Below are 21,400 nucleotides of genomic sequence, written 5' to 3' on the forward strand. Positions count from 1 at the left end.
TTATTGTGATAAAGGAGAAGAACGATGTCTGATTATATTGTAGAAATGAAACATATAACCAAACGATTTCCTGGAATAGTAGCGAACGATGATGTATCCATTGGTATTAAAAAAGGAGAAATTTTTGCTTTACTTGGAGAAAACGGTGCAGGTAAATCAACATTGATGAGTATTTTAGGTGGTATGTACGAACCCGATGAAGGAGAAATCATTATTCGTGGAGAGAAAGTGAAAATTAGTTCACCTAATCATGCCGCAAAACTTAACATAGGAATGGTCCATCAGCATTTTAAGTTAGTCTCTGATTATACGATTACTGAGAATATTACCTTAGGTGTTGAGCCGATTAAAAAATTTGCAGGCCTTTTTCCATACGTGGATATTCGTAATGCCAATCGTAAAATTGAAGAACTGTCTAAAAACTTTGGTTTAGAAGTGGATCCGACGAAAAGAATAGTCGACCTAACTGTTTCGATGCAGCAACGGGTAGAAATTTTAAAGGTGCTTTATCGTGAAGCTGAGATCCTTATTTTCGATGAGCCAACTGCAGTTTTAACGCCACAAGAAATTGATTTCTTACTCAGAATTATAGAGGGTTTACGAAATGCTGGAAAAACTATCATATTAATTACGCATAAGCTAGAAGAAATTAAGAAAGTGGCCGATCGATGTGCTGTATTGAACAAAGGTAAATTAATTGATGTGTTGGATGTTAAGACAACATCGGTTAATCTTATGGCTCAATTAATGGTGGGTAGAGAAGTTAGCTTTGAATCTGAAAAAGCACCTGCTCAGTTTAAAGAGGAAGTATTAAAGGTCGAACATTTAACAATTAAAAATGAAGATGGATTTGAAGTAGTTAAAGATGTGTCCTTTACCATACATGCTGGCGAAATCTTTGCTATTGCTGGGGTTGCAGATAATGGACAAGTTGAAATTGCGGATGCCATTGCTGGATTAACGAAGGCTAGCGGTGGGAAAATATTCCTTGAGGGTAAAGAAATTACGAATGAAACAATAAGAAACAGAACAGAAGCTGGAATCTCTTATATACCTGAGGATAGACAAAGCTTTGGACTTGTTTTGGATTTTGATTTATCAACTAATCTAGCATTAAAGCAGTATTATAAGGATCCATTTGCTAGTAAGGGAATTTTAAAAACAGAGGAATTTGAGCAATTTGGCAGTCAGTTAATTGATAAATTTGATATTAGAAGTGGGCAAGGCATTAAGACACAAGTTCGTTCGATGAGTGGCGGTAACCAGCAAAAAGCCATTATTGCTCGCGAAATCGAATTACAATCGCCGCTTATGATATTTGTTCAGCCAACACGTGGAGTAGATATTGGTGCGATTGAAAATATTCATAAAATGATCATTCAACAACGCGATCAAGGAAAAGCGATCCTACTTGTTTCATTGGAGTTAGATGAAATTATGAATGTAGCGGATACCATAGGAGTTATATATAATGGCCAACTTCAGAAGATTGCTAGTAGTGAATCATTAACGACAAATGAAGTCGGCGAATATATGATGGGGGCAAAGCATGAGAAAAAATAAAAAGAAAAAAAACTTAAGTTATATTCTTATTCGACCTATAAGTAATGAGAAATGGCAACCTATCTCAATTCCGTTAGTCTCCATACTAATAAGTTTTATCGCTGCGACTATTGTTATCCTATTAATTGGAAAAAGTCCATTACAAGCATTTTACAACTTACTTCAAGGGGCAGGAATCATGCCGAAGCCTTCCTATGCAGGCTATAAGAGCATGATAACTGATTTCTTAAGTTTGCTAAATGCGATGACGCCACTTGTTTTCGCTAGTTTGGCAGTTGCGGTTGCATTTAAAGCGGGTCTCTTTAATATAGGGGTTTCCGGTCAAATGCTCGTCTCTGGTTTTATAGCGACGATTATTGTTGGTTACAGTGGTTTAGATGCCATCATAGCAAAGCCACTTGTGCTAGTTATCGGAGTTGTCGCTGGAGGATTAATGGGAGGATTAGTTGGGTGGCTAAAATATAAGTTTAATATAAATGAAGTAGTATCTACAATTATGTTAAATTATATCGCTCAATATGTCATAAGCTTTTTTATTCAAATGTATTATGTCGATCCAATTTCAAGACAATCCAAATATATTTCAGAAGAAGCCAGATTGACTCTAGTAAATGTCGATATAGCCAATTTGAAAATGGATATTCCATTAGGCTTTATCTTGGCTATCATAATCGCAATTTTTATTAAGTTTTTCATGGACAAAACAGTGGTTGGTTTTGAAATTAAAGCAGTAGGTTCCAACCGTAATGCAGCAAAATATGCAGGGATTAATGTCGGGAGGAACACTGTCTTAGCTATGACGATTTCAGGAGGTTTGGCTGGTCTTGCAGGTGTCACTTATTATTTAGGCTATTTTGCTTCCATCCAACCGAAAGTATTATCCAGTATCGGTTTTGATTCGATTGCTGTATCACTATTAGGTAACTCTCATCCAATTGGTATTATCTTTTCTTCATTTTTAGTTTCTATTATTGATCAGGGAAGCACGTATATGAGTTCACAGGCTGGAATTAGACAAGAAATTTCTTCTGTTATCATCGGGTTAATCCTACTGTTTAGTGCATGTGGTGCATACATGAAACATAAAGTCAGCCACTTGAAGGAGAAAGAAGTGGAACGAAGGGAGATTGAATCATAATGGATACAGTAATTATTGATGGATTATCCTTTGCTCTGCCTCTTTTTATTATCGCAATAGGCGGTATATATAGCGAAAAGAGTGGTATTACTAATCTAGCACTTGAAGGCTTTCAAGGTTTTGGGGCATTCATCGGAGCGCTGTCAGTAGTTTTAATCGCAAATGCTTCTGGTACAGATGTTCAAAATCTATTTTATGTGGCGCTACTGTTTGCGATGGTAGGTGGGATGGCTTTTTCCATTATTCATGCTGTCCTAAGTATTAAGTTTAAGGCAGATCAGGTGATCAGCGGCGTTGTGATTAATATTTTGGCGTTAGCATTAACAACATTCTTAACAACACAAATAAATGCACTCGTATTTGGATCAGCTTCGGACAAGTTTAGATTGGGTGTATCAGAGCGGTTTACGATTGAAGGTTTAGCCAATATACCAGTGATTGGTGCGGTTTTTACGAATTTGTATTCGTTCGAAGTGATTATTGTCGTGATTGCCATTTTTGCTTGGTATCTTTTATATAAAACAAAGTTTGGTATGCGATTAAGAGCGAGCGGGGAGAATCCTCATTCGGTTGATGCTGCAGGTGTAAATGTATCGAAAATTCGATTTACTGCGGTTCTCATATCAGGTCTATTATCAGGCCTAGGTGGTATGTGTTTCGCCTATTCCATCTCAGCTAACTTTTCTTCAAATATTTACATGGGATATGGTTTCTTAGCCATCGCTGCATTAATTTTTGGTAACTGGCGGATTTTCCCTACTTTAGCTGCTTGTCTATTATTTGGTTTTGCAAAATCTGGGGGATCGTTTATTGCTCAATCAATGGCGTTACCAAGTAGTTTCACTGATTTATTCATGATTTTACCGTATGTATTAACATTATTGTTACTAATCTTTTTCTCGAAATCAAATCGCGCTCCAAGAGCATTAGGCGAAATTTATGACAAAGGAAAGAGATAGATAAATTTAGGCTTCTCATGAGTTGAGCAAACTATATGAGAAGCCTTTTTTCTCTTGCTTTCGTCAGTAGGGCGATGCATTGGTGGAATAAACTAACCCTTATAGTTATTTAGCCAACTTATCCCATAGTTCATAAAAATAATAGATTTCTTCCATAATTGCTTTGTCATCTTTCACTTCTATGCCACCTTTTATTCGCGAAAGAGTCTCATTTATCTGGAATATATATTCTTTCTCTACACTAAATTGAATTCTCCGAACAATCTTTTTCCATGCAGTTTCAGCATAATCGATATTATCACTAGCTTTATCCCAATTCTTATCTTTTACGTCAGCTTCTATCTGGTGTACGGTCTCATATAATCGGTCGTCTTTTCCTAAAGGTTTTTTTAATAAAGAGCCACTGTTCATAATCAAAATAAAAATTACTAATGTTAGAAGAGGGATAAGAAATAATAAGAATTTTTTCAATGTCTTCACCTCATATGTTATTAAAATGGTCCCTCGTAGTCACCAATATCTGATTTTTTACTAACATGGTCTTCGTATACATCAATATATAATTCATCATTGGGTAAAATTATTGCATAAAAAACTTGTTGAACATCTTCTATTCCTTTTGAGCGTAATTGCTGCAATAACCAATTCTGATCTTTTTTTCTCTGTAATAAATTTTGTTCAATAACTATACCATCCTGAATGACCTCAGTGGATAGACCGCTTGGAGAAACGGGAATGTTTAAATCCTTTGGAGTTACGGGAAGGTAATCAGATTTTTGTAGAACCGACAGTTTTCCATTTATTTCGAATATCGCTAAATCCACCTGTGTAATATCAAAAACACCTCGATCACGAAGGAGCATTGTTAACTCGCTAATTTTAATTCGCATTTTCACTAAATTCTTTTCTAAAATCTTTCCATCCTCGATTACTACAGTTGGCTCCCCATCAAGCACTCTTCCGATGTAGCGATTTTTTACAGTTATAAATTGTAATAGAAAAGTAAACAGGGCATAACCGGCTAAACCGATCCAATGTGCCCAAGCTTTTGATGATAAGTCAGTGGCTAATGAGGCTGCAATGGAACCGATTGTAATACCGTTAACATAATCAAAAAAGGTTAATTGTCCTACTTCTTGTTTCCCGAGAATTCGAGTGAAAATTAAGAGAGTAAAAAAAGAAATAATAACCCTCACAAAGACTACAAGAGCTTCATCTAACATAATTATCCTCCTTAATTAGTACCTCCTTTATAATATTTCCAGAAGTGAGATATTTAGTAAAATCGGAGAGTGACCGTAAATCGTCCCATGATAAATGACTCTTGTCACATTATGTAATATATAATAATGTAAAAATGCCATCAATGTGCCAATTTTATATTGTCTTTGGTATAGGCAGCTTCATACAATAGATTGGTTTAAATTGATTTTAGGAATGGTGAAGAAAAATGCTATATATGTGGCATATTGAGAAGATAATTACTGATACGTTACTAGACCTCAATCTAAAAATAAATGTTGAATCCAGCGATAAACTCAAAGTACCGATGAGTTATAATGTGACAACAAATACGATAAAGTTTAATTACTTACAAATTAACGGATATAACTCTAAAACTAATTTTAAAGTTAAAGAAACCGATGATAATTTTGTAAAGCTTATTCTATATCGTCAGCTTGGTTATTACTTAGAATTTAGAAAAAACACACAAGTTTTAAAGACTCTCATTTATGGTGAAGAAAAAGAGAAGGAACAGCTTTTAGCAGAAATCGAAGAGAATGCTTGGGAATATGGGAGAACACTGGTACCTGAATATCTATTAAAAGCATATGATCAAGTACGTAAACTGGATAAATTTCTGTTAAAAGATTAAAAATTGTAGGAGTCTTTATGAATGGGACTGTACAGCTCATTTTCGTTTCATATCGCCGGGCGATATAACACTTGCAAATAACTCTAAAAACCCTCATATTTAATAGAAAGGAGGTGCGATATGAGACGCGATATACAACCTAATGAACAAGCTTACTCTTCCAAGGAAGTGGCAGAAAAGGTGGGGATTGCAACACCTACTGTCCGAAAGTATGGCCAAATCTTGGAGCAAAATGGATATGAGTTTTTAAAAGATGGCGATCGGCGTATTTTTGTTCATTCTGACATCGAAGTGCTTATAGCGCTACGCGATACGGACAAGTCTCTAGAGGATACAGCTAAAGACCTTGTGGAACAACAAAAAGAGAGATTAGTAGAATCCAATGAAACAAAGATTGCGGTAACCAATACATATGAAAATCTACCTCAAGATCCTAACCAATTAAAAGAGGCCTTAATGTTTCTAGCAAATGAACTTGCAGCCACACGCGAAATGAATATTCAACTGACAAACGATATGGTAGAACTTAAAACAAAGGTATCCCGACTTCAGCAAGATCATCATATTATAAGTTCTACGATTGGAAATTCAGCGCAAAAAACGAATGCTAAAATCGAAAAACTAACTGAACAACAAAAGAACCATTACGAAACATTGCTACAACAAGAAAAACAAAAAACGGATCTTTTACAAAAAGAAATACAAAATATGCGGGACGAACAGAAAAAAGAATGGAATTCCCAAAATGATTTTAATAAGCGTTTAGAAGAAGCGATACATAAACCAAAAGAAAAATGGGGAGGAATCTTCTCGATATTTAGAAAATGAGTCATCTTTGAATAGAGTAATCTTGAAAGGGTTGAAGGACTCTTTTTTTTTTATCGCTGGGCGATATACGGTACTTACGTGCGTAGTTAGATGCAGCCAATAAGCGATACGTTTCAGTTTGAAAAAGATTTGCTGTTCCAGCGACTCAATAATAGTATTCAACAGGCAAGGAGCTGTCCGCTATTTTTTGATTCGTATCGCCATGCGATATATAAGATTACGAGACAAGATACATTAGAATAAATACCCCTCGTCCCAATAAATAGCACTATATTTCAAAATTCACCAAATTCCCGGGAAATATCTACAAATTATGAGCATTTTATTGACAAATTAAGATAATTAACAACATAGAGGTGACAACATGAAAGGTCGAACACATTTAGCAATAGGGTTAGGGATCGGAACGGTGGCGTCTGTTAGCCAACCGCTTGAAATGATGCCTGTCATTTTAGTTGCGTCAGGCGTGGCTTCCCTTGCTCCTGATTTAGATGGTAATAATCTATTAAATAAGCGTGTAACGAAGACAGCTAAACTAATAAAAAAGAGTGGAGTTTTTGTAAGTGGTACATTAATGGCACTGGCTTTAGTTACTTTCTTTTTTGATTTAAGTTTCCTGTCTTTCCTAGATGATAAATGGTTTAAACAACAAAACAGTCTTTTGCTTTTTGGGTGGGGAGCGGTCATTTTAGGGCTTTCCTTTAAAGGTCAGGAAACTTTGAAGAATATTCTAATGAGCATTTTAAGTTTGTTCTTACTGTACTATGCAGTTACGAATGAATTGTGGTGGTTGGTTATGTTTGCTTTATACATAGGTGGAGCAGGGTGGTTTGCACACAGAGGGCCAACGCATACGATTTGGGCATTGATTTATTGGTGGTATATGTCACATCTATTGGAAGTTAACACGAAGGTAGACGGTTTGGCTCTAATTTCAACGCTCGCTTATCTTTCACATATTTTAGGAGATATGCTTACGAAAAAAGGGGTTAAATTTCTGTATCCGATCATCAATAAAGTATTCCGATTTCGATTTTAATAGTTAGAAATGTAAGTGTGATTTACACTGCTTAAATCAGTAAGCCAATTACATGAAATAAAATGCAGGATTAGGTATACTAGAAATATAAGTAATTCTAATATTTCTTAGACCATTTTTTATATAAAAACTAATGTCTAAGATTTAAAGCTTATCAGAAAGGTGGAAATAAAATGAGTATGCTAGTAGCAGAAAAAAGGAAAGAAACTAAAAAAACGATCTTGAAAAGATTGAGGAGTGAAGGGAAAATCCCTGCAGTTGTTTATGGAAGGGCCATTCACACAGAGTCAATCTTGATTAACAACACTGATTTAAGAAATGTAATCAAGACTGTTGGTAGAAATGGTATTTTCTCGTTAAATCTTGATGGGACTTCAAAAAACGTTATTTTAAGAGATTACCAAAGTAACCCTGTAACCAAGGAAATCATTCATGTAGATTTGCTTCAGGTAAATCAGAATACAGAAATTGATACAAGAGTAAGTGTCATTCTAAAGGGAACTTCGAATGGAGAGAAAGTCGGTGGAGTTGCAAGGCAATTTGTTCATGAATTAGATATAACAGCTAAGGTGAATGATCTCCCTGACTTTATTGAAATTGACATTACAGAATTTGAAATCGGACATTCCGTTCGAGTAGCAGATATTAAAAAAGAGTATAGTAACTGTACAATCAAACATGAAGACGATGAAACGATTGTGTCAATCGACTATGTGAAAGCACAAACCAATGAAGAGGAAGAAAATGAAGTTGAAGTTTCGGGCGTCTAATCCTGCGATCTAACCTGGTAAGTTGAAAATAGGAATATAAGACAACCCAAAACTGCGTTTATAAGTGTAAAATAAAACGAATAAAGATAGCAATACTTTTTATAGAAAATTTTTTAGGGAGTCTATAGTAGAAGCATTTATTTGTTCTTCTAGTATAGGCTTTTTTGTGGAGAAAATAGTTTTTCGCTTATCTGTTCGGGTAAACGCACGATTCTGCAAAAAAGAGTCAATAATCGGCTAATACGCAATTCCGCGAAATAACGCGCAATTATCGGAAGTAAAGCGCAATTCCACGGATTAACACGCAATTATTAAAAATAATGCGCAATTTCGCAGAATAGAACGCAATTCCCCGTTAGCCTTCACTATTTAATACCTCTTGTAGCATTTTTTCTAAACGGTCTAAACGCTCGATAATCGGTTGTATGGCTTCGTCAAGTTGTGACCGTAATCGATCTGCTTTTTCATTTTCCATGCTTTAATTTCTCCGTTTTATATTTTGTTAGTCACATATTGTTAGGGACTTCTTTCATATAGGATGTGTTACAATGTGGATATATAATCAATCTTTTGTACTTAGAAAGTATAGTGATATGAGGGCGAGGGATTAGGGGATATGCAATTAGTTTTTACATATATAGTAACCCTTATTGCGATAGGGATATCAGTGTTTATTTCGCTTTTTTTCAAAGCTGAACTGGAGCGAATGTTTCGCGAAAAAACGAGCGTGATCGCGTTCCATATATGTAATTTGCTTATTGTGTTAATGGTGTCGTTTGCGTTTCATATCGTATTTACTATTTATATATTTGAAAATGAAATAAATTTGCTGCTACAAATGCTTATTAACTTGTTCATCATCCTCCCAATTTATGCTATTGGGAATATCATATTTGAAAAAAATAAATTTAAGTTTCGAAAATACAGACCAGCTGAAGATGGAAAAGTGCTCGTAATCAATGAGAAGTTCTTGCAGAAGAAAAAAAGGTAAATTGAATAGTAGGAAAGACCAAAACCAGGCTCTTGAAAAAGAGACCTGGTTTTCTTCGTCTTATCAATCATGTGTTGAGAGAAGCTATGGCGCATCGAGCTATGTATCCTAAATACGGTGCAAAGGTACTATCTGGATACTACATATAGTGTATTTTGAATAAAAAACAGAAAATTTCAGCATATTCGGAGGATATTTGAGGATTTGGGAGGATCTTGGAAGGATAAACCACTATTCACCCTCAAATTTTTCGAAAGAGCGAAATATGCTAGTTTATCACGAGATATGCTAGATTATCAGGTTTGTTCGAATTTTATTATTCCTCTATACTTTTAATGTAACCCTAAAAGTAATGGCTGTTAAACAAAAAATGCTCATTCCTTCCAAGAACAATAGTTCAAAAGATATATCCTCCAACGTCCTGAAAAATGTTGCCTTAATAATCCTCTGCATTTTTCGTTGGACTGAATAATGAATTATACCTATCTATTATTCTAATCAACCTTAAAATTCAATAGGGAAGCTGTTTTATAAAGGTATGGAGGAATATGCTAACGATTGAAAATGAATGACTCTTCATTTTGGGGGTTATTCTCGAGATAAACTCAGTAAATAAATAGGTTTACTGATAGATTGAAACTTAAAAAAGGGGAGAAGTTATTTATGAAAAGAAAGTTATTTACATTACTAACTGTTTTATTACTAGCCTTAGTTGGTTGTAGTAGTGAAGGATCTTCAGGAGATGGAGAGCCAGAAAAATTAGACAAAATTGTGCTAGCTGATGCTGGTTGGGATAGTATTCGCTTCCATAACAGTATTGCGCAAAGAATCCTTGAAGAAGGATACGGATATGAAACAGAGGTGACTGTGGGTTCAACACCTGCAACATTAGAAGGTCTACGTCAAGGTGACATTAATGTCTATATGGAAGTATGGACGGATAATGTCAAAGAGCTTTATAAAGAAATGACAGATGCTGGAGATATTGAAGAAGTATCTACAAACTTTAATGATAATAGCCAGGGTCTGTATGTTCCGACTTATGTCATTGAAGGGGACGAAGAAAGAGGAATTGAGCCGTTAGCTCCCGATTTAAAAACGGTTGAGGACTTGAAAAAATACCCTGAGGTGTTCCCAGACCCTGAGGATTCAAGCAAGGGACGTATTGTAGGGGCTCCTACTGGTTGGGCAGTTAACGAAACAATGACAGCAAAATACGAAACATATGGATTAGGTGAAACATTTAGCTATATTAGCCCTGGTTCAGATTCAAGTGCAGTAGCAACGCTTGTTGATGCATATGAAAAAGGTGAAGGTTGGGTTGGATACTATTGGTCTCCAACATGGGTAACTGCAAAATATGATCTAACTCTTTTAGAAGAACCGGAATATAACGAAGAACAATGGAACAAAGATTTTGGTACAGCATTCCCACCTAACGATGTTGTTGTAGCTGTTCATAAGGACATGCCTGAACAAGCACCAGAGGTTGTGGAGTTCCTAAAAAATTACGAAACGAGTAACGACTTAACCGAAGAAGCACTTAACTATATGAATGAGAATGATGCTTCAGCCGAAGAGGCTGCAGATTGGTGGATGAAGCAGCACGAAGACATCTGGACTACATGGGTTCCAGAAGATATTGCAGAGAAAGTAAAAAGTTCATTAGAGTAATAGATTTGTAGTAGTTGGTAACTGCCAACTACTACATTTTTCAAAGATTTTTGTCGAAAAAAAGTGAGGTGAATGGTTACATCATGTAACCTGTTTATGGGTAGTTTTCCAGATATACGATGGGAATTTCTAGGTAAATACGTTGAAAAATTTATAAAGTGGATCGATACAACATTCGAAGGGTTTTTTGATTTCATACATCTTATCTCCTCTCAAACAATCAATGGAATTGATAGTTTTCTTAGCTTCATTCCGTGGTGGCTCTTCTTAATCATTATTTTCCTTTTAGGATGGCGCTTTAAATCAGCTCTTTCCGGTGTATTATATGCATTCTTTATCTTCTTAATTGGAACGTTTGGACTTTGGGATGTATTGATGATCACGATTGCCATCGTCTTAACCTCCGTGGTCATATCACTGGTCATCGGGATTCCAGTTGGAGTGTGGATGGCGTTTAGTAAAAAGTTCTCCATCATCATGAGACCAATTCTAGATGCCATGCAAACAATGCCAAGTTTTGTTTATTTGATTCCGGCTATTTTCTTCTTCAGTCTAGGAAACGTTTCAGCTGTATTTGCGACGTTAATTTATGCATTGCCACCAGTTATTCGATTAACTGAGCTCGCAATACGGAATGTTGATGAGGATGTCATTGAATCCGCTCAATCATTTGGTTCTTCGAGATGGCAAATGCTCACAAAGGTCCAATTACCACAGGCACTTCCAACGATTATGGCTGGGGTAAACCAAACAACAATGATGGCACTTGCGATGGTTGTTATTGCGTCAATGGTAGGTGCAAAGGGACTAGGTGAACAGGTTCTAATTGCGATTAACCGTATTGATATGGCACTCGGATTTGAGGCGGGAATTAGTATTGTGTTTCTAGCCATTATTATTGACCGCGTGACATCAGGGGTAGCGAATTCCTTCCAGAAACACAGGGGGTCTTAATCATGGAAACAAAAATTAAAATAGAAAACGTCTCGAAGATATTTGGTTCGAAACCAAAATCTATCATTCCAATGGTCGAAAAAGGAATGAGTAAAAAAGACATTTTAGAAAAAACAAATCATACCGTTGGTGTTTATAACGCATCAATGGACATAAATAAAGGTGAAATCTTTGTTATTATGGGGCTTTCCGGTAGTGGTAAATCTACATTGATTCGCTGCTTTAACCTTTTAAATAAACCTACATCTGGATCGATCTATGTAGATGGCGAAGATGTTGTTCGCTATAATTCATCCCAGCTGAAAAAGTTCAGGCAGGAAAAAATTGCAATGGTATTTCAGCACTTTGGCTTATTCAGTCACCGCACGGTTCTAGCAAATGTTGAATATGGCCTTGAAATTAAAAATGTCTCAAAAGAAGAACGTAGAGACATTGCATTAAAGAATATTGAAAGTGTAGGGTTAAAGGGATATGAAGATAAATACCCAGGTGAACTCTCTGGTGGGATGCAGCAGCGTGTTGGCTTGGCACGTGCGTTAGCAAATGATCCGGATATTCTATTAATGGATGAACCTTTCAGTGCACTTGACCCACTCATCCGTAGAGAAATGCAACTTGAACTTTTAGAGCTTCAGGACAAGCTTCAAAAGACAATCATCTTTATCACGCATGATATCAATGAAGCTTTTAAACTAGGAGATCGAGTTGCGGTCATGAAGGATGGTGTCGTTGAGCAAATTGGTACACCAGAAGAGATTATTGAGACTCCTGCGAATGACTATATCTCTGAATTTATAAAGGATATTGATCGCTCTAAAGTATTACAAGCAGAGCATGTCATGATTAAGTCAAGCGCAATGGTTTCTTTAAAAGATGGGTTACAGGTTGCGGTAAAAGAAATGCAAAAGAATGGTATATCGAGTGTATTCGTTGTAAATAAGCATCGACAACTACAAGGAATAGTCACGATTGACGATTGCATTGATGGTATAAAGGAAAAGAAGACACTCACTGATGTGCTTCGAGATGATATCTTTAAAGTATCAAAGGATGAATATATCCAAGATATTATTCCGAAAGCATTGGAGACAAAGTTCCCACTAGCCGTAGTCGACGAAGATTCTCGACTATTAGGCATTATCCTTCGGGTTCATGTTTTATCAAGTTTAGTCTAATAGAATACGAACTTACTATGACTCAGATTATTTTATGAATCTGAGTCATTTTTTTATAGTCACTTCTAATTTTAAAGGGAAATGTTGGTTAACCATAGAAATCATAATATGGTGGATAGTATAATGGTTACATATATTGTAAGAAGATGCTAGGTAAATAGGGGGACGGAAAATGGCGCAGCTTGATATGTTACATCCAGTTTTAGGAAAAGTTATTGAAAACATTGAAAAAGTAATGATCGGAAAAAGAGATGTAGCCACACTGAGTTTGGTTGCATTATTGTCAGAGGGACATGTCTTATTAGAGGATGTACCAGGTGTCGGGAAGACCATGATGGTGCGTTCTCTTGCAAAATCAGTGAGTGCGGAATTCAAGCGGATTCAGTTTACGCCCGACCTATTGCCGTCAGATGTAACTGGAACGTCCATCTATAATCCGAAAGAACTCCAATTTGAGTTCAGACCGGGTCCAATTATTGGTCATATTGTACTTGCGGACGAAATCAACAGAACCTCTCCGAAGACACAATCTGCCCTACTCGAGGGAATGGAAGAAAGCAGTATCACTGTTGACGGAGTAACCCGAATGTTACCTAGGCCTTTCTTTGTGATGGCAACCCAAAACCCGATTGAATATGAAGGAACATACCCACTACCAGAAGCGCAACTTGATCGTTTTCTATTAAAAATGAAAATGGGGTATCCATCCGTTAATGAGGAAATTGAGGTATTGAATCGAGCGGAAAAGTCCAAGCCAATTGAAAAACTAGAAGCGGTAATTACACTTGAAGAACTCATTTCTCTTCAAAATGAAGCAAAAGAAGTTTATGTAGACCAAACAATTAAAGAATATATTGTAGATTTAGTGAGCCGAACGAGAGAGCATAGTTCCGTTTATCTAGGGGCTAGTCCGCGTGGGTCGATTGCATTAATGCGGGCATCTCAGGCCTATGCGTTGATACACGGTAGGGATTTTGTGATACCGGATGACATTCAATATCTTGCGTTATATGTTCTTCCACATCGAATCATATTAAAATCAGAAGCAAGATTTGAAGGAATGACAACTGAAAAAATAGTAGCGAAAATCATTGAAAGAACACCAATTCCAGTGCAAAGGTCGTTGAATCGTTAATGAGGAGACTATTTCGAAAACTAAAAGAAATGGGGAAACTCGTCAATATTTTTCTTCTGATTGTAGCTACATTTGTATATGCGATGTTTCAAGGTGGGTTCGTAAGCTGGTTTCTATTTTATAGTTTTATCCCGTTTGGATTGTATTCTTTTGTTCTATCAATCTATCCTCTTAAAGATTTTAAACTGGAACGTCACATCAGCCACAGCGAGTATGTAGCAGGGGAGGAATTTGAAGCAACGATCTTGATTCGAAGAAATATCCCTTTCCCACTTATGTATCTAATTGTTGAGGAGCTTCTTCCACCTCAATTGAAAAAATATGAAGAATCTAAACAATCAAAGGTTATCCTGTTCCCTTGGTTTAAGCGGGAGTTAACTTACAAATACAAGTTTGACTCAGTCCCGCGGGGGGAGCATCTCTTAGAGGGAATCCGAATGAAGACAGGAGATTTATTCGGACTTATTGAAAAAGAAGCTGTTGCGCCAGTACGTGACCAGTTTTTAGTATATCCACAGTACGTAGATATGGTATACCGACAACAGGAAAGTCGCTTTGAACAGGGGATGACTTCCTCAAACGTAAGATTACAGCGGGATACAGCAATTGCAATCGGTGTACGGGAATATACACCTGGTGACCGATTCTCATGGATTGATTGGAAGGCATCGGCTAGACGAAATGGAATTATGACGAAAGAATTTGAGCAGCAGCAAAGCCATGATGTTGTTTTATTTATGGATCGATCCGAATCAGTCCATTTTGAACAGATTGTAACCTTTACAGCCTCACTTACGAAAGCAATATTAAGAAAAGGGGCACAGGTTTCATTTATCTCGGTTGGAGAAGACCAAGCTATCTTCCCGTTAAAAAATGGAGAATCCCAGCAACAAGCAATCTATCACCACCTTGCGAAAGTAAAAGACAATAGTCCACTATCATTTTCGCAAATTGTGGAATCAGAAATCAAAAAAAATTACCAACCTGTAACTTTCATGCTAGTCACAAGTGAATTAAGTCAGGATACGATTCATTTAGTGGGCAGGTTTTCGATGCGAAACGCTGACTTACAGCTTTTTGTGGTGAAAGAAAGAGGAACCCAGCTGACGCAAGAAGAGTTTGGTGTCCTTGAAGCAATCAGAAAGCATCAAGTTTTTGCAAAAGTTGTTTATGAAGGACAATTTACCGAAGTATTTAATGAGGTGAGGAAATCATGAAGCCTAAAATTCCAGCAAAACGTGATGTTCGAAACCTATTATTAAATATATTTGGTTTTCTCTTGCTTTGGGAATGGTTAAGGCCCCTTGAAACTGTGACAGATACAAAGGAAACTGCAGGGTTTGTCATTTTCATTGGTGTCAGCTTTCTATTGTTATATCTGCGAGTGCCGTTTGTGTTTAGTGCATTGATTAAAATTTTCCTTATTTTATATATGATTCACTCTTTGTATTTTAAATATGATTTTTTAGATTCAACATGGTTAGGTATTTTTATTAGTGATTTTATGAAAAACATCGGGCTTATGTTCCAAGCGAATTGGTTGGGGATGACGCCGATCTTTCGGACGATTCTCTTTTTCATATTACTTTGGTTAATGAGTTATTTGCTTCATTATTGGTTTACTCATCAAAAAAGAATACTTCTGTTTTTCGTATTAACGATCGTTTATATCACGGTGATTGATACATTTAGCCCATATGATGCAAAAGCAGCCATTATTCGAACGGTCTTTATTGGATTTTTTATGCTCGGAATTTTACAATTTGAGCGTTTAAAGGATAAAGAGCTTTCTAAACATGTAAACATCGGGAAAAAATGGGCGATACCATTAGCCATTTTTATTTTGTTTTCTACATTTATTGGTTATGTTTCACCGAAAGCATCTCCTCAGTGGCCCGACCCAGTTCCATTTTTAAAGGGATACGGGCAAGAAAATACGAACGGCTCCATCAATGGAGTAAAGAAAATTGGATATGGAACCAATGATCAAAATCTAGGTGGGCCATTTATCGCAGATGATACAGTTGTGTTTACCGCTGAGACAGAAAAACGCCATTATTGGCGAGTTGAATCTAAGGATACCTACACAGGGAAGGGTTGGAAATTATCTGGTCAAGCCGACAAAGAAACCTTTAATGTTGAAAATACCGTGTTGAATTGGTACGAGCCAAAAACCGAGGTTGAGGAATTCGAAACCGAGATTCAGATGGATTTAAAGTATTCCCATATCGTGTATCCATTAGGGTTAACGTCAGTTGAGACAGCCCCAGATATTTATTTTAGCGTAAACCCATTATCCGAAAAAATTTCGACTTTAAGAGGCGATGATGAAGTCAAATTGGATAGCTATACCCTGAATTATCAGTATCCGAAATACTATATTAACCATTTAAAAGAGATCAAACAGCCGGGTGGCCTTGAGCAGGATAACGGCTTTAAAGAAAGATATACTCAATTACCTGATGACCTTCCTGAACGTGTAAAAGAACTTGCAGTAGAAATCACGAACTCACAGACGAATCGGTACGATAAAGTAAAGGCAGTCGAAGGCTATTTCCAAGCCAATGGATTTGCGTATGATACGCAAAATGTGGCCATTCCAACAGCGGATGAGGACTATGTCGATCAGTTCTTGTTTGATACAAAAATAGGCTATTGTGATAACTTTTCAACATCCATGGTTGTCCTATTACGTGCAGTTGATATACCGGCAAGATGGGTAAAAGGCTATACAGAAGGGCAACGAGTGGAATTAAATTCATATGAAATCACAAACAATAATGCACACTCCTGGGTTGAGGTATACTTTCCGGAATTTGGATGGGTTCCATTTGAGCCAACAAAAGGATTTAGTAACTCAAATCTATTTTCCTATGATCTATCAACGACAGGAAATACAAACAGTCAAACGCCACAAACTTCACCAGAGGTAGTCCCTGAAGAAGAAGAGGTTGAAGAAACTGTTGCTAAGCCTAAGTCAGAAGAGAAGGAAACGAGCATCTTTGATACAATAGCAGATACGTTCTCATGGAAATATGTGCTGATATTCTTATTAAGCATCTCTTTGATAGTTTATCTCGTATTTCAGACTCGAAAAAGATGGATCCCATATCTTTATATTTGGCTATACAAAAATGCAAAAGATGAAGAGGCATATTTTAAAGCCTATAATGCCTTGTTAAAACAATTGTCACGAGTAGGCTTCCCGAGAAGAGAAGGGCAAACCTTAAGGGAATACTCTGTTCAAGTTGATAAGTTTTATAAAGGACATGAAATGGAGCAATTAACGTTAAACTATGAACGTGCCCTATACCGCAAAGATAATGCTGCTGTAGAATGGGAAAAGTCAGTTGAATTATGGGAAAATTTAATTAAAAAGATATCATCTTGACCAATAGGTACCTGGTTGATAGAATTAAAACACAATTTTAATAGAAGTATCCTTCGTATATCCTCGATAATATGGATCGAAAGTTTCTACCGGGCCACCGTAAATGGTCTGACTATGAAGGCAGTTATTCTATTTAAGTACGTGACCTAGAATTCTGCCTTTATTAGGTGGAATTCTATTTTTTTTACCTTTACTCAGTACCAAAGGTAAAAAAGCCTCCGGCGGATGCCACAGATTTTCAAAGGTAAGTTTTCGAGCTTAGGATCAAAGACTAAGGGCGCCACATCCTGTGGCAACGTCTTTGTGACCCACCTCGTGTGGGCCTAAAAAATCTGGGCGCAAATTCGCCTTGGCGAATTTGATATGCATAATATCTGGTGGGTATATTACAAAATATAACGAGGTGATTTTGTGGATAACGTTCAAGAAATGATAGTTGTTTTAGATTTCGGTAGTCAATACAATCAATTAATTACTCGAAGAATCCGTGAATTTGGTGTTTATAGTGAACTCCATCCTCACACAATGACAGTTGAAGAAATTAAAGCAATGCAACCAAAGGGAATTATATTATCTGGTGGACCGAATAGTGTGTACGATGAAAACTCATTCAGATGCGATGAGAAAATTTTCGATTTAGGTATTCCTGTGTTAGGAATTTGCTACGGAATGCAACTCATGACACAACATTTCGGAGGCCGTGTAGAAAAGGCACATAATCGTGAGTACGGAAAAGCAACGATTACTGTTCAAAATGAATCAGCACTTTTTGCAAATATCCCAAATGAGCAAGTAGTTTGGATGAGCCACGGAGATTTAGTAGTTGAAACGCCAGAAGGCTTTTCAGTTGATGCAGTTAGCCCATCTTGCCCAATTTCAGCTATGAGTGATGAATCTCGTAAATTATATGGTGTTCAGTTCCACCCAGAAGTACGCCATTCAGTATACGGAAATGATCTTCTTAAAAACTTTGTTTTTGGTGCTTGCGGATGTTCAGAAAGCTGGTCAATGGAAAACTTCATTGAAATTGAAATGGAAAAAATCCGTCAAACAGTTGGCGATAAAAAAGTTCTTTGCGCACTTAGTGGTGGAGTAGATTCTTCAGTTGTCGCTGTTTTAATTCATAAAGCAATAGGCGACCAATTAACATGTATGTTCGTTGATCATGGCTTGCTTCGTAAGGGAGAAGCTGAAAGTGTTATGAAGACTTTTACAGAAGGCTTCCATATGAATGTCATTAAAATCGATGCAAAGGATCGCTTCTTAAGTAAATTAAAAGGTGTAAGCGACCCAGAACAAAAACGTAAAATTATCGGTAATGAGTTTATCTATGTGTTTGATGATGAAGCTGCAAAGCTAGAAGGAATCGACTTCCTAGCACAAGGCACTCTTTATACAGATATTATTGAAAGTGGAACTGCTACTGCACAAACAATCAAATCACATCACAATGTTGGTGGATTACCAGAAGATATGCAGTTCAAATTAATTGAACCACTTAATGCTTTATTTAAAGATGAGGTACGTGCACTTGGAACGGAACTCGGTATTCCAGATGAAATCGTATGGCGCCAACCATTCCCAGGACCTGGACTAGGCATTCGTGTTTTAGGTGAGATATCCGATGATAAACTGGAGATTGTTCGTGAATCAGATTACATCTTACGAGAAGAAATCCGAAAAGCAGGCCTAGAGCGTGAAATTTGGCAATACTTCACTGTTCTTCCTGATATCCGAAGTGTTGGTGTAATGGGTGATGCAAGAACATATGACTACACAATTGGTATTCGTGCCGTGACTTCAATTGATGGAATGACTTCAGACTGGGCTCGTATCCCTTGGGACGTACTCGAAGTCATTTCAACAAGAATTGTAAATGAAGTAAATCATGTAAACAGAGTTGTGTATGATATTACAAGCAAGCCACCAGCAACAATTGAATGGGAATAATACACGAACGATATAAAATGAATTTAAATTAATGTTCGTTTTTAGGTTGACTCTCTAGGTACATTGTCATATAATAAAGTCGAAATCAGATTTTGTTGAAATACGTCGTATAATCTTGGGAATATGGCCCAAAAGTTTCTACCAGGCTACCGTAAATTAGCTTGACTACGAGGTATAACTGATAATGGAGAGTGTCAATTAACTATGATTCTCCTTTTCTATCGTTATCCTTGATGTCAAGCGCTTCAGATATTAATCTGGGGCGCTTTTATGCGTCTGTTACCAAATCGAAGCTCTTAAGTACGACGATATGGATCAAAGGGAGAGGGAATCTATTTATGAAAAAGTATTTTCAATTCGATGAGCTTGGAACTACTTACAAACGAGAAATCATTGGTGGACTAACAACGTTTTTATCCATGGCTTATATCTTATTCGTTAACCCATCAATTTTATCATTAAGTGATGTACCGGATTTACCGTCAGAGTTAAGAATGGATGCTAATGCAGTATTTGTTGCAACCGCACTTGCAGCTGCTATTGGTACACTTATCATGGGGATTGTTGCAAAATACCCTGTTGCTTTAGCTCCTGGTATGGGACTAAACGCATTCTTCGCTTATTCAGTTGTATTAGGAATGGGAATTTCATGGCAAACTGCTTTATCGGGTGTTTTAGTATCAGGAATCTTTTTAGTTCTCCTAACGTTAACACGCATCCGTGAAAAGATTATCGATGCCATTCCGCAAAACCTAAAGCTAGCAGTTGGTGCGGGGATTGGATTGTTTATCACATTTATAGGATTTAAAAACGCAGGGATTGTAATTGCAGATCCAGCTACTCTAGTAGCGTTGGGTGACCTATCAAACGGAAACACATTATTAACTATTTTTGGTCTTGTCATTACAGTAATCTTAATGGTTCGTAAAGTAAACGGTGCTGTATTTATCGGTATGGTAATCACAGCTATTATAGGGATGATTGTTAATTTAATTGAAGTACCGGATAAGGTGGTTAGTTCTGTACCAAGTCTAGCACCTACATTTGGAGCAGCTTTTGCTAACTTTGGAGATATTTTTACAATGGACATGCTGATTGTGATTCTTACATTAATGTTCGTTGACTTCTTTGATACAGCAGGAACATTAGTAGGGGTAGCGAACCAAGCAGGTATCATGAAAAATAATAAACTTCCTCGTGCAGGAAGAGCGTTAGTATCAGATTCAACTGGTACAGTAATCGGAGCTATCTTAGGAACATCTTCAACAACTTCTTACGTTGAATCAACAGCAGGTGTTGCTGCAGGTGCAAGATCCGGATTTGCTTCAGTTGTGACAGCAGTATTTTTCTTATTAGCCTTATTCTTCTCTCCATTATTAGGAGTTGTAACACCAGCCGTTACATCACCAGCACTAATTATTGTTGGGGTGTTGATGGTTGCAACGTTAGGCGATATTGAATGGAAAAAGTTCGAGATTGCTGTTCCGGCATTCTTAACAATCCTGACAATGCCTTTAACTTCAAGTATCGCAACTGGTATTGCAATTGGCTTTATCTTTTACCCAATCACTATGATAGTTAAAGGAAGAGCAAAAGAAATACACCCTATTATGTACGGTTTATTCATTATCTTTATCTTATATTTTATCTTCTTAGTTTAAAAAATGAAGGGATACCGGATTTAAAAATCTGGTATCTTTTTTTTATTTTGTTAGATCTTTTGGAATTGGTTTTTGTCGAGATGTGTAATAACGAGAATAATATGGTCAAATATTCCAGAAAAAATTAGGTTGACGGTGAACCTTAAACTTGGTATATTAAGTAGGTCGCTATTACAGTACTTTAAAAAATAAATCAATTTTTAAAAGTTGTTGACATAAACTTTTAAAGATGATATATTATAAAAGTCGCTGATGAACAGCGGGTTAAAAAGTTCTTTGAAAACTGAACACAATAC

General features: G+C 36.6%; 18 protein-coding genes and 2 riboswitches. Of the genes, 16 read left to right on the forward strand and 2 right to left on the reverse strand.

What is annotated here, in order from left to right; translation table 11 throughout:
• Positions 1 to 24 precede the first annotated feature (24 nt).
• The 3 genes from CKK03_RS17220 to CKK03_RS17230 are packed head-to-tail and all read left to right on the forward strand — an operon-like array spanning position 25 to position 3,660.
• Positions 25 to 1,563, forward strand: coding sequence for an ABC transporter ATP-binding protein (locus CKK03_RS17220; RefSeq protein ID WP_099363785.1), 1,539 nt, complete (start codon positions 25 to 27; stop codon positions 1,561 to 1,563).
• Positions 1,550 to 2,701 (forward strand): ABC transporter permease, encoded by a 1,152-nt coding sequence (locus tag CKK03_RS17225; RefSeq protein WP_099363786.1) that lies wholly within the window; start codon positions 1,550 to 1,552, stop codon positions 2,699 to 2,701. Before CKK03_RS17220 ends, CKK03_RS17225 begins: the two co-directional genes overlap by 14 nt.
• The gene (locus CKK03_RS17230; protein ID WP_099363787.1) at positions 2,701 to 3,660 is read left to right on the forward strand and encodes an ABC transporter permease; all 960 of its coding nucleotides are present in this window, start codon (positions 2,701 to 2,703) and stop codon (positions 3,658 to 3,660) included. The genes CKK03_RS17225 and CKK03_RS17230 overlap by 1 nt, the downstream gene beginning before the upstream one ends.
• Positions 3,661 to 3,765: 105 nt before the next feature.
• Here the strand turns inward: CKK03_RS17230 and CKK03_RS17235 are convergent, their stop codons facing one another.
• Both CKK03_RS17235 and CKK03_RS17240 read right to left on the reverse strand, forming a co-directional pair.
• Positions 3,766 to 4,140 carry a DUF4363 family protein gene (locus CKK03_RS17235; protein WP_245864182.1) on the reverse strand — a complete coding sequence of 125 codons (375 nt, stop codon included), beginning with the start codon at positions 4,138 to 4,140 and terminating at the stop codon, positions 3,766 to 3,768.
• Between the two features lie 11 nt (positions 4,141 to 4,151).
• Positions 4,152 to 4,883 (reverse strand): YetF domain-containing protein, encoded by a 732-nt coding sequence (locus CKK03_RS17240; RefSeq protein ID WP_099363788.1) that lies wholly within the window; start codon positions 4,881 to 4,883, stop codon positions 4,152 to 4,154.
• A 227-nt stretch (positions 4,884 to 5,110) separates the two neighbouring features.
• Between CKK03_RS17240 and CKK03_RS17245 the strand changes: the two genes are divergently transcribed.
• The 13 genes from CKK03_RS17245 (at position 5,111) to CKK03_RS17305 (ending at position 21,104) form a co-directional block, all read left to right on the forward strand.
• Positions 5,111 to 5,536, forward strand: a complete 426-nt coding sequence (locus tag CKK03_RS17245) for a hypothetical protein (RefSeq protein ID WP_099363789.1) — start codon at positions 5,111 to 5,113, stop codon at positions 5,534 to 5,536.
• A 120-nt stretch (positions 5,537 to 5,656) separates the two neighbouring features.
• On the forward strand, positions 5,657 to 6,364 hold the full coding sequence (locus tag CKK03_RS17250) for a hypothetical protein (protein WP_099363790.1): 708 nt from the start codon (positions 5,657 to 5,659) through the stop codon (positions 6,362 to 6,364).
• Between the two features lie 364 nt (positions 6,365 to 6,728).
• Positions 6,729 to 7,403 (forward strand): metal-dependent hydrolase, encoded by a 675-nt coding sequence (locus CKK03_RS17255; RefSeq protein ID WP_099363791.1) that lies wholly within the window; start codon positions 6,729 to 6,731, stop codon positions 7,401 to 7,403.
• 173 nt (positions 7,404 to 7,576) lie between these two features.
• Positions 7,577 to 8,173 carry a 50S ribosomal protein L25 gene (locus CKK03_RS17260; RefSeq protein ID WP_099363792.1) on the forward strand — a complete coding sequence of 199 codons (597 nt, stop codon included), beginning with the start codon at positions 7,577 to 7,579 and terminating at the stop codon, positions 8,171 to 8,173.
• 616 nt (positions 8,174 to 8,789) lie between these two features.
• Complete coding sequence (locus tag CKK03_RS17265; RefSeq protein WP_099363793.1) at positions 8,790 to 9,164, forward strand: hypothetical protein; 375 nt, start codon at positions 8,790 to 8,792, stop codon at positions 9,162 to 9,164.
• 663 nt (positions 9,165 to 9,827) lie between these two features.
• Positions 9,828 to 10,838, forward strand: a complete 1,011-nt coding sequence (locus CKK03_RS17270) for an ABC transporter substrate-binding protein (protein ID WP_099363794.1) — start codon at positions 9,828 to 9,830, stop codon at positions 10,836 to 10,838.
• A gap of 96 nt (positions 10,839 to 10,934) precedes the next feature.
• Positions 10,935 to 11,792, forward strand: a complete 858-nt coding sequence (locus tag CKK03_RS17275; RefSeq protein ID WP_099363795.1) for an ABC transporter permease — start codon at positions 10,935 to 10,937, stop codon at positions 11,790 to 11,792.
• Between the two features lie 2 nt (positions 11,793 to 11,794).
• A complete protein-coding gene (locus tag CKK03_RS17280) occupies positions 11,795 to 12,967 on the forward strand; it encodes a quaternary amine ABC transporter ATP-binding protein (RefSeq protein WP_099363796.1) in 1,173 nt (390 codons plus the stop codon).
• Positions 12,968 to 13,139: 172 nt separating this feature from the next.
• A complete protein-coding gene (locus CKK03_RS17285; protein ID WP_099363797.1) occupies positions 13,140 to 14,102 on the forward strand; it encodes an AAA family ATPase in 963 nt (320 codons plus the stop codon).
• A complete protein-coding gene (locus CKK03_RS17290; RefSeq protein WP_099363798.1) occupies positions 14,102 to 15,319 on the forward strand; it encodes a DUF58 domain-containing protein in 1,218 nt (405 codons plus the stop codon). Before CKK03_RS17285 ends, CKK03_RS17290 begins: the two co-directional genes overlap by 1 nt.
• Positions 15,316 to 17,493, forward strand: coding sequence for a transglutaminaseTgpA domain-containing protein (locus CKK03_RS17295; protein ID WP_099363799.1), 2,178 nt, complete (start codon positions 15,316 to 15,318; stop codon positions 17,491 to 17,493). Before CKK03_RS17290 ends, CKK03_RS17295 begins: the two co-directional genes overlap by 4 nt.
• Positions 17,494 to 17,526: 33 nt before the next feature.
• A riboswitch (purine riboswitch) is annotated at positions 17,527 to 17,628 on the forward strand.
• A gap of 294 nt (positions 17,629 to 17,922) precedes the next feature.
• Positions 17,923 to 19,443 carry a glutamine-hydrolyzing GMP synthase gene (gene guaA / locus CKK03_RS17300; protein WP_099363803.1) on the forward strand — a complete coding sequence of 507 codons (1,521 nt, stop codon included), beginning with the start codon at positions 17,923 to 17,925 and terminating at the stop codon, positions 19,441 to 19,443.
• Positions 19,444 to 19,528: 85 nt separating this feature from the next.
• Positions 19,529 to 19,631: riboswitch (purine riboswitch) on the forward strand.
• Between the two features lie 150 nt (positions 19,632 to 19,781).
• Positions 19,782 to 21,104: an NCS2 family permease gene (locus tag CKK03_RS17305; protein ID WP_099363800.1), complete on the forward strand. Its 1,323-nt coding sequence runs from the start codon at positions 19,782 to 19,784 to the stop codon at positions 21,102 to 21,104.
• Positions 21,105 to 21,400: the final 296 nt, after the last annotated feature.

It is taken from the genome of Fredinandcohnia onubensis (assembly GCF_002734215.1).
GTDB lineage: Bacteria > Bacillota > Bacilli > Bacillales > Bacillaceae_L > Ferdinandcohnia > Ferdinandcohnia onubensis.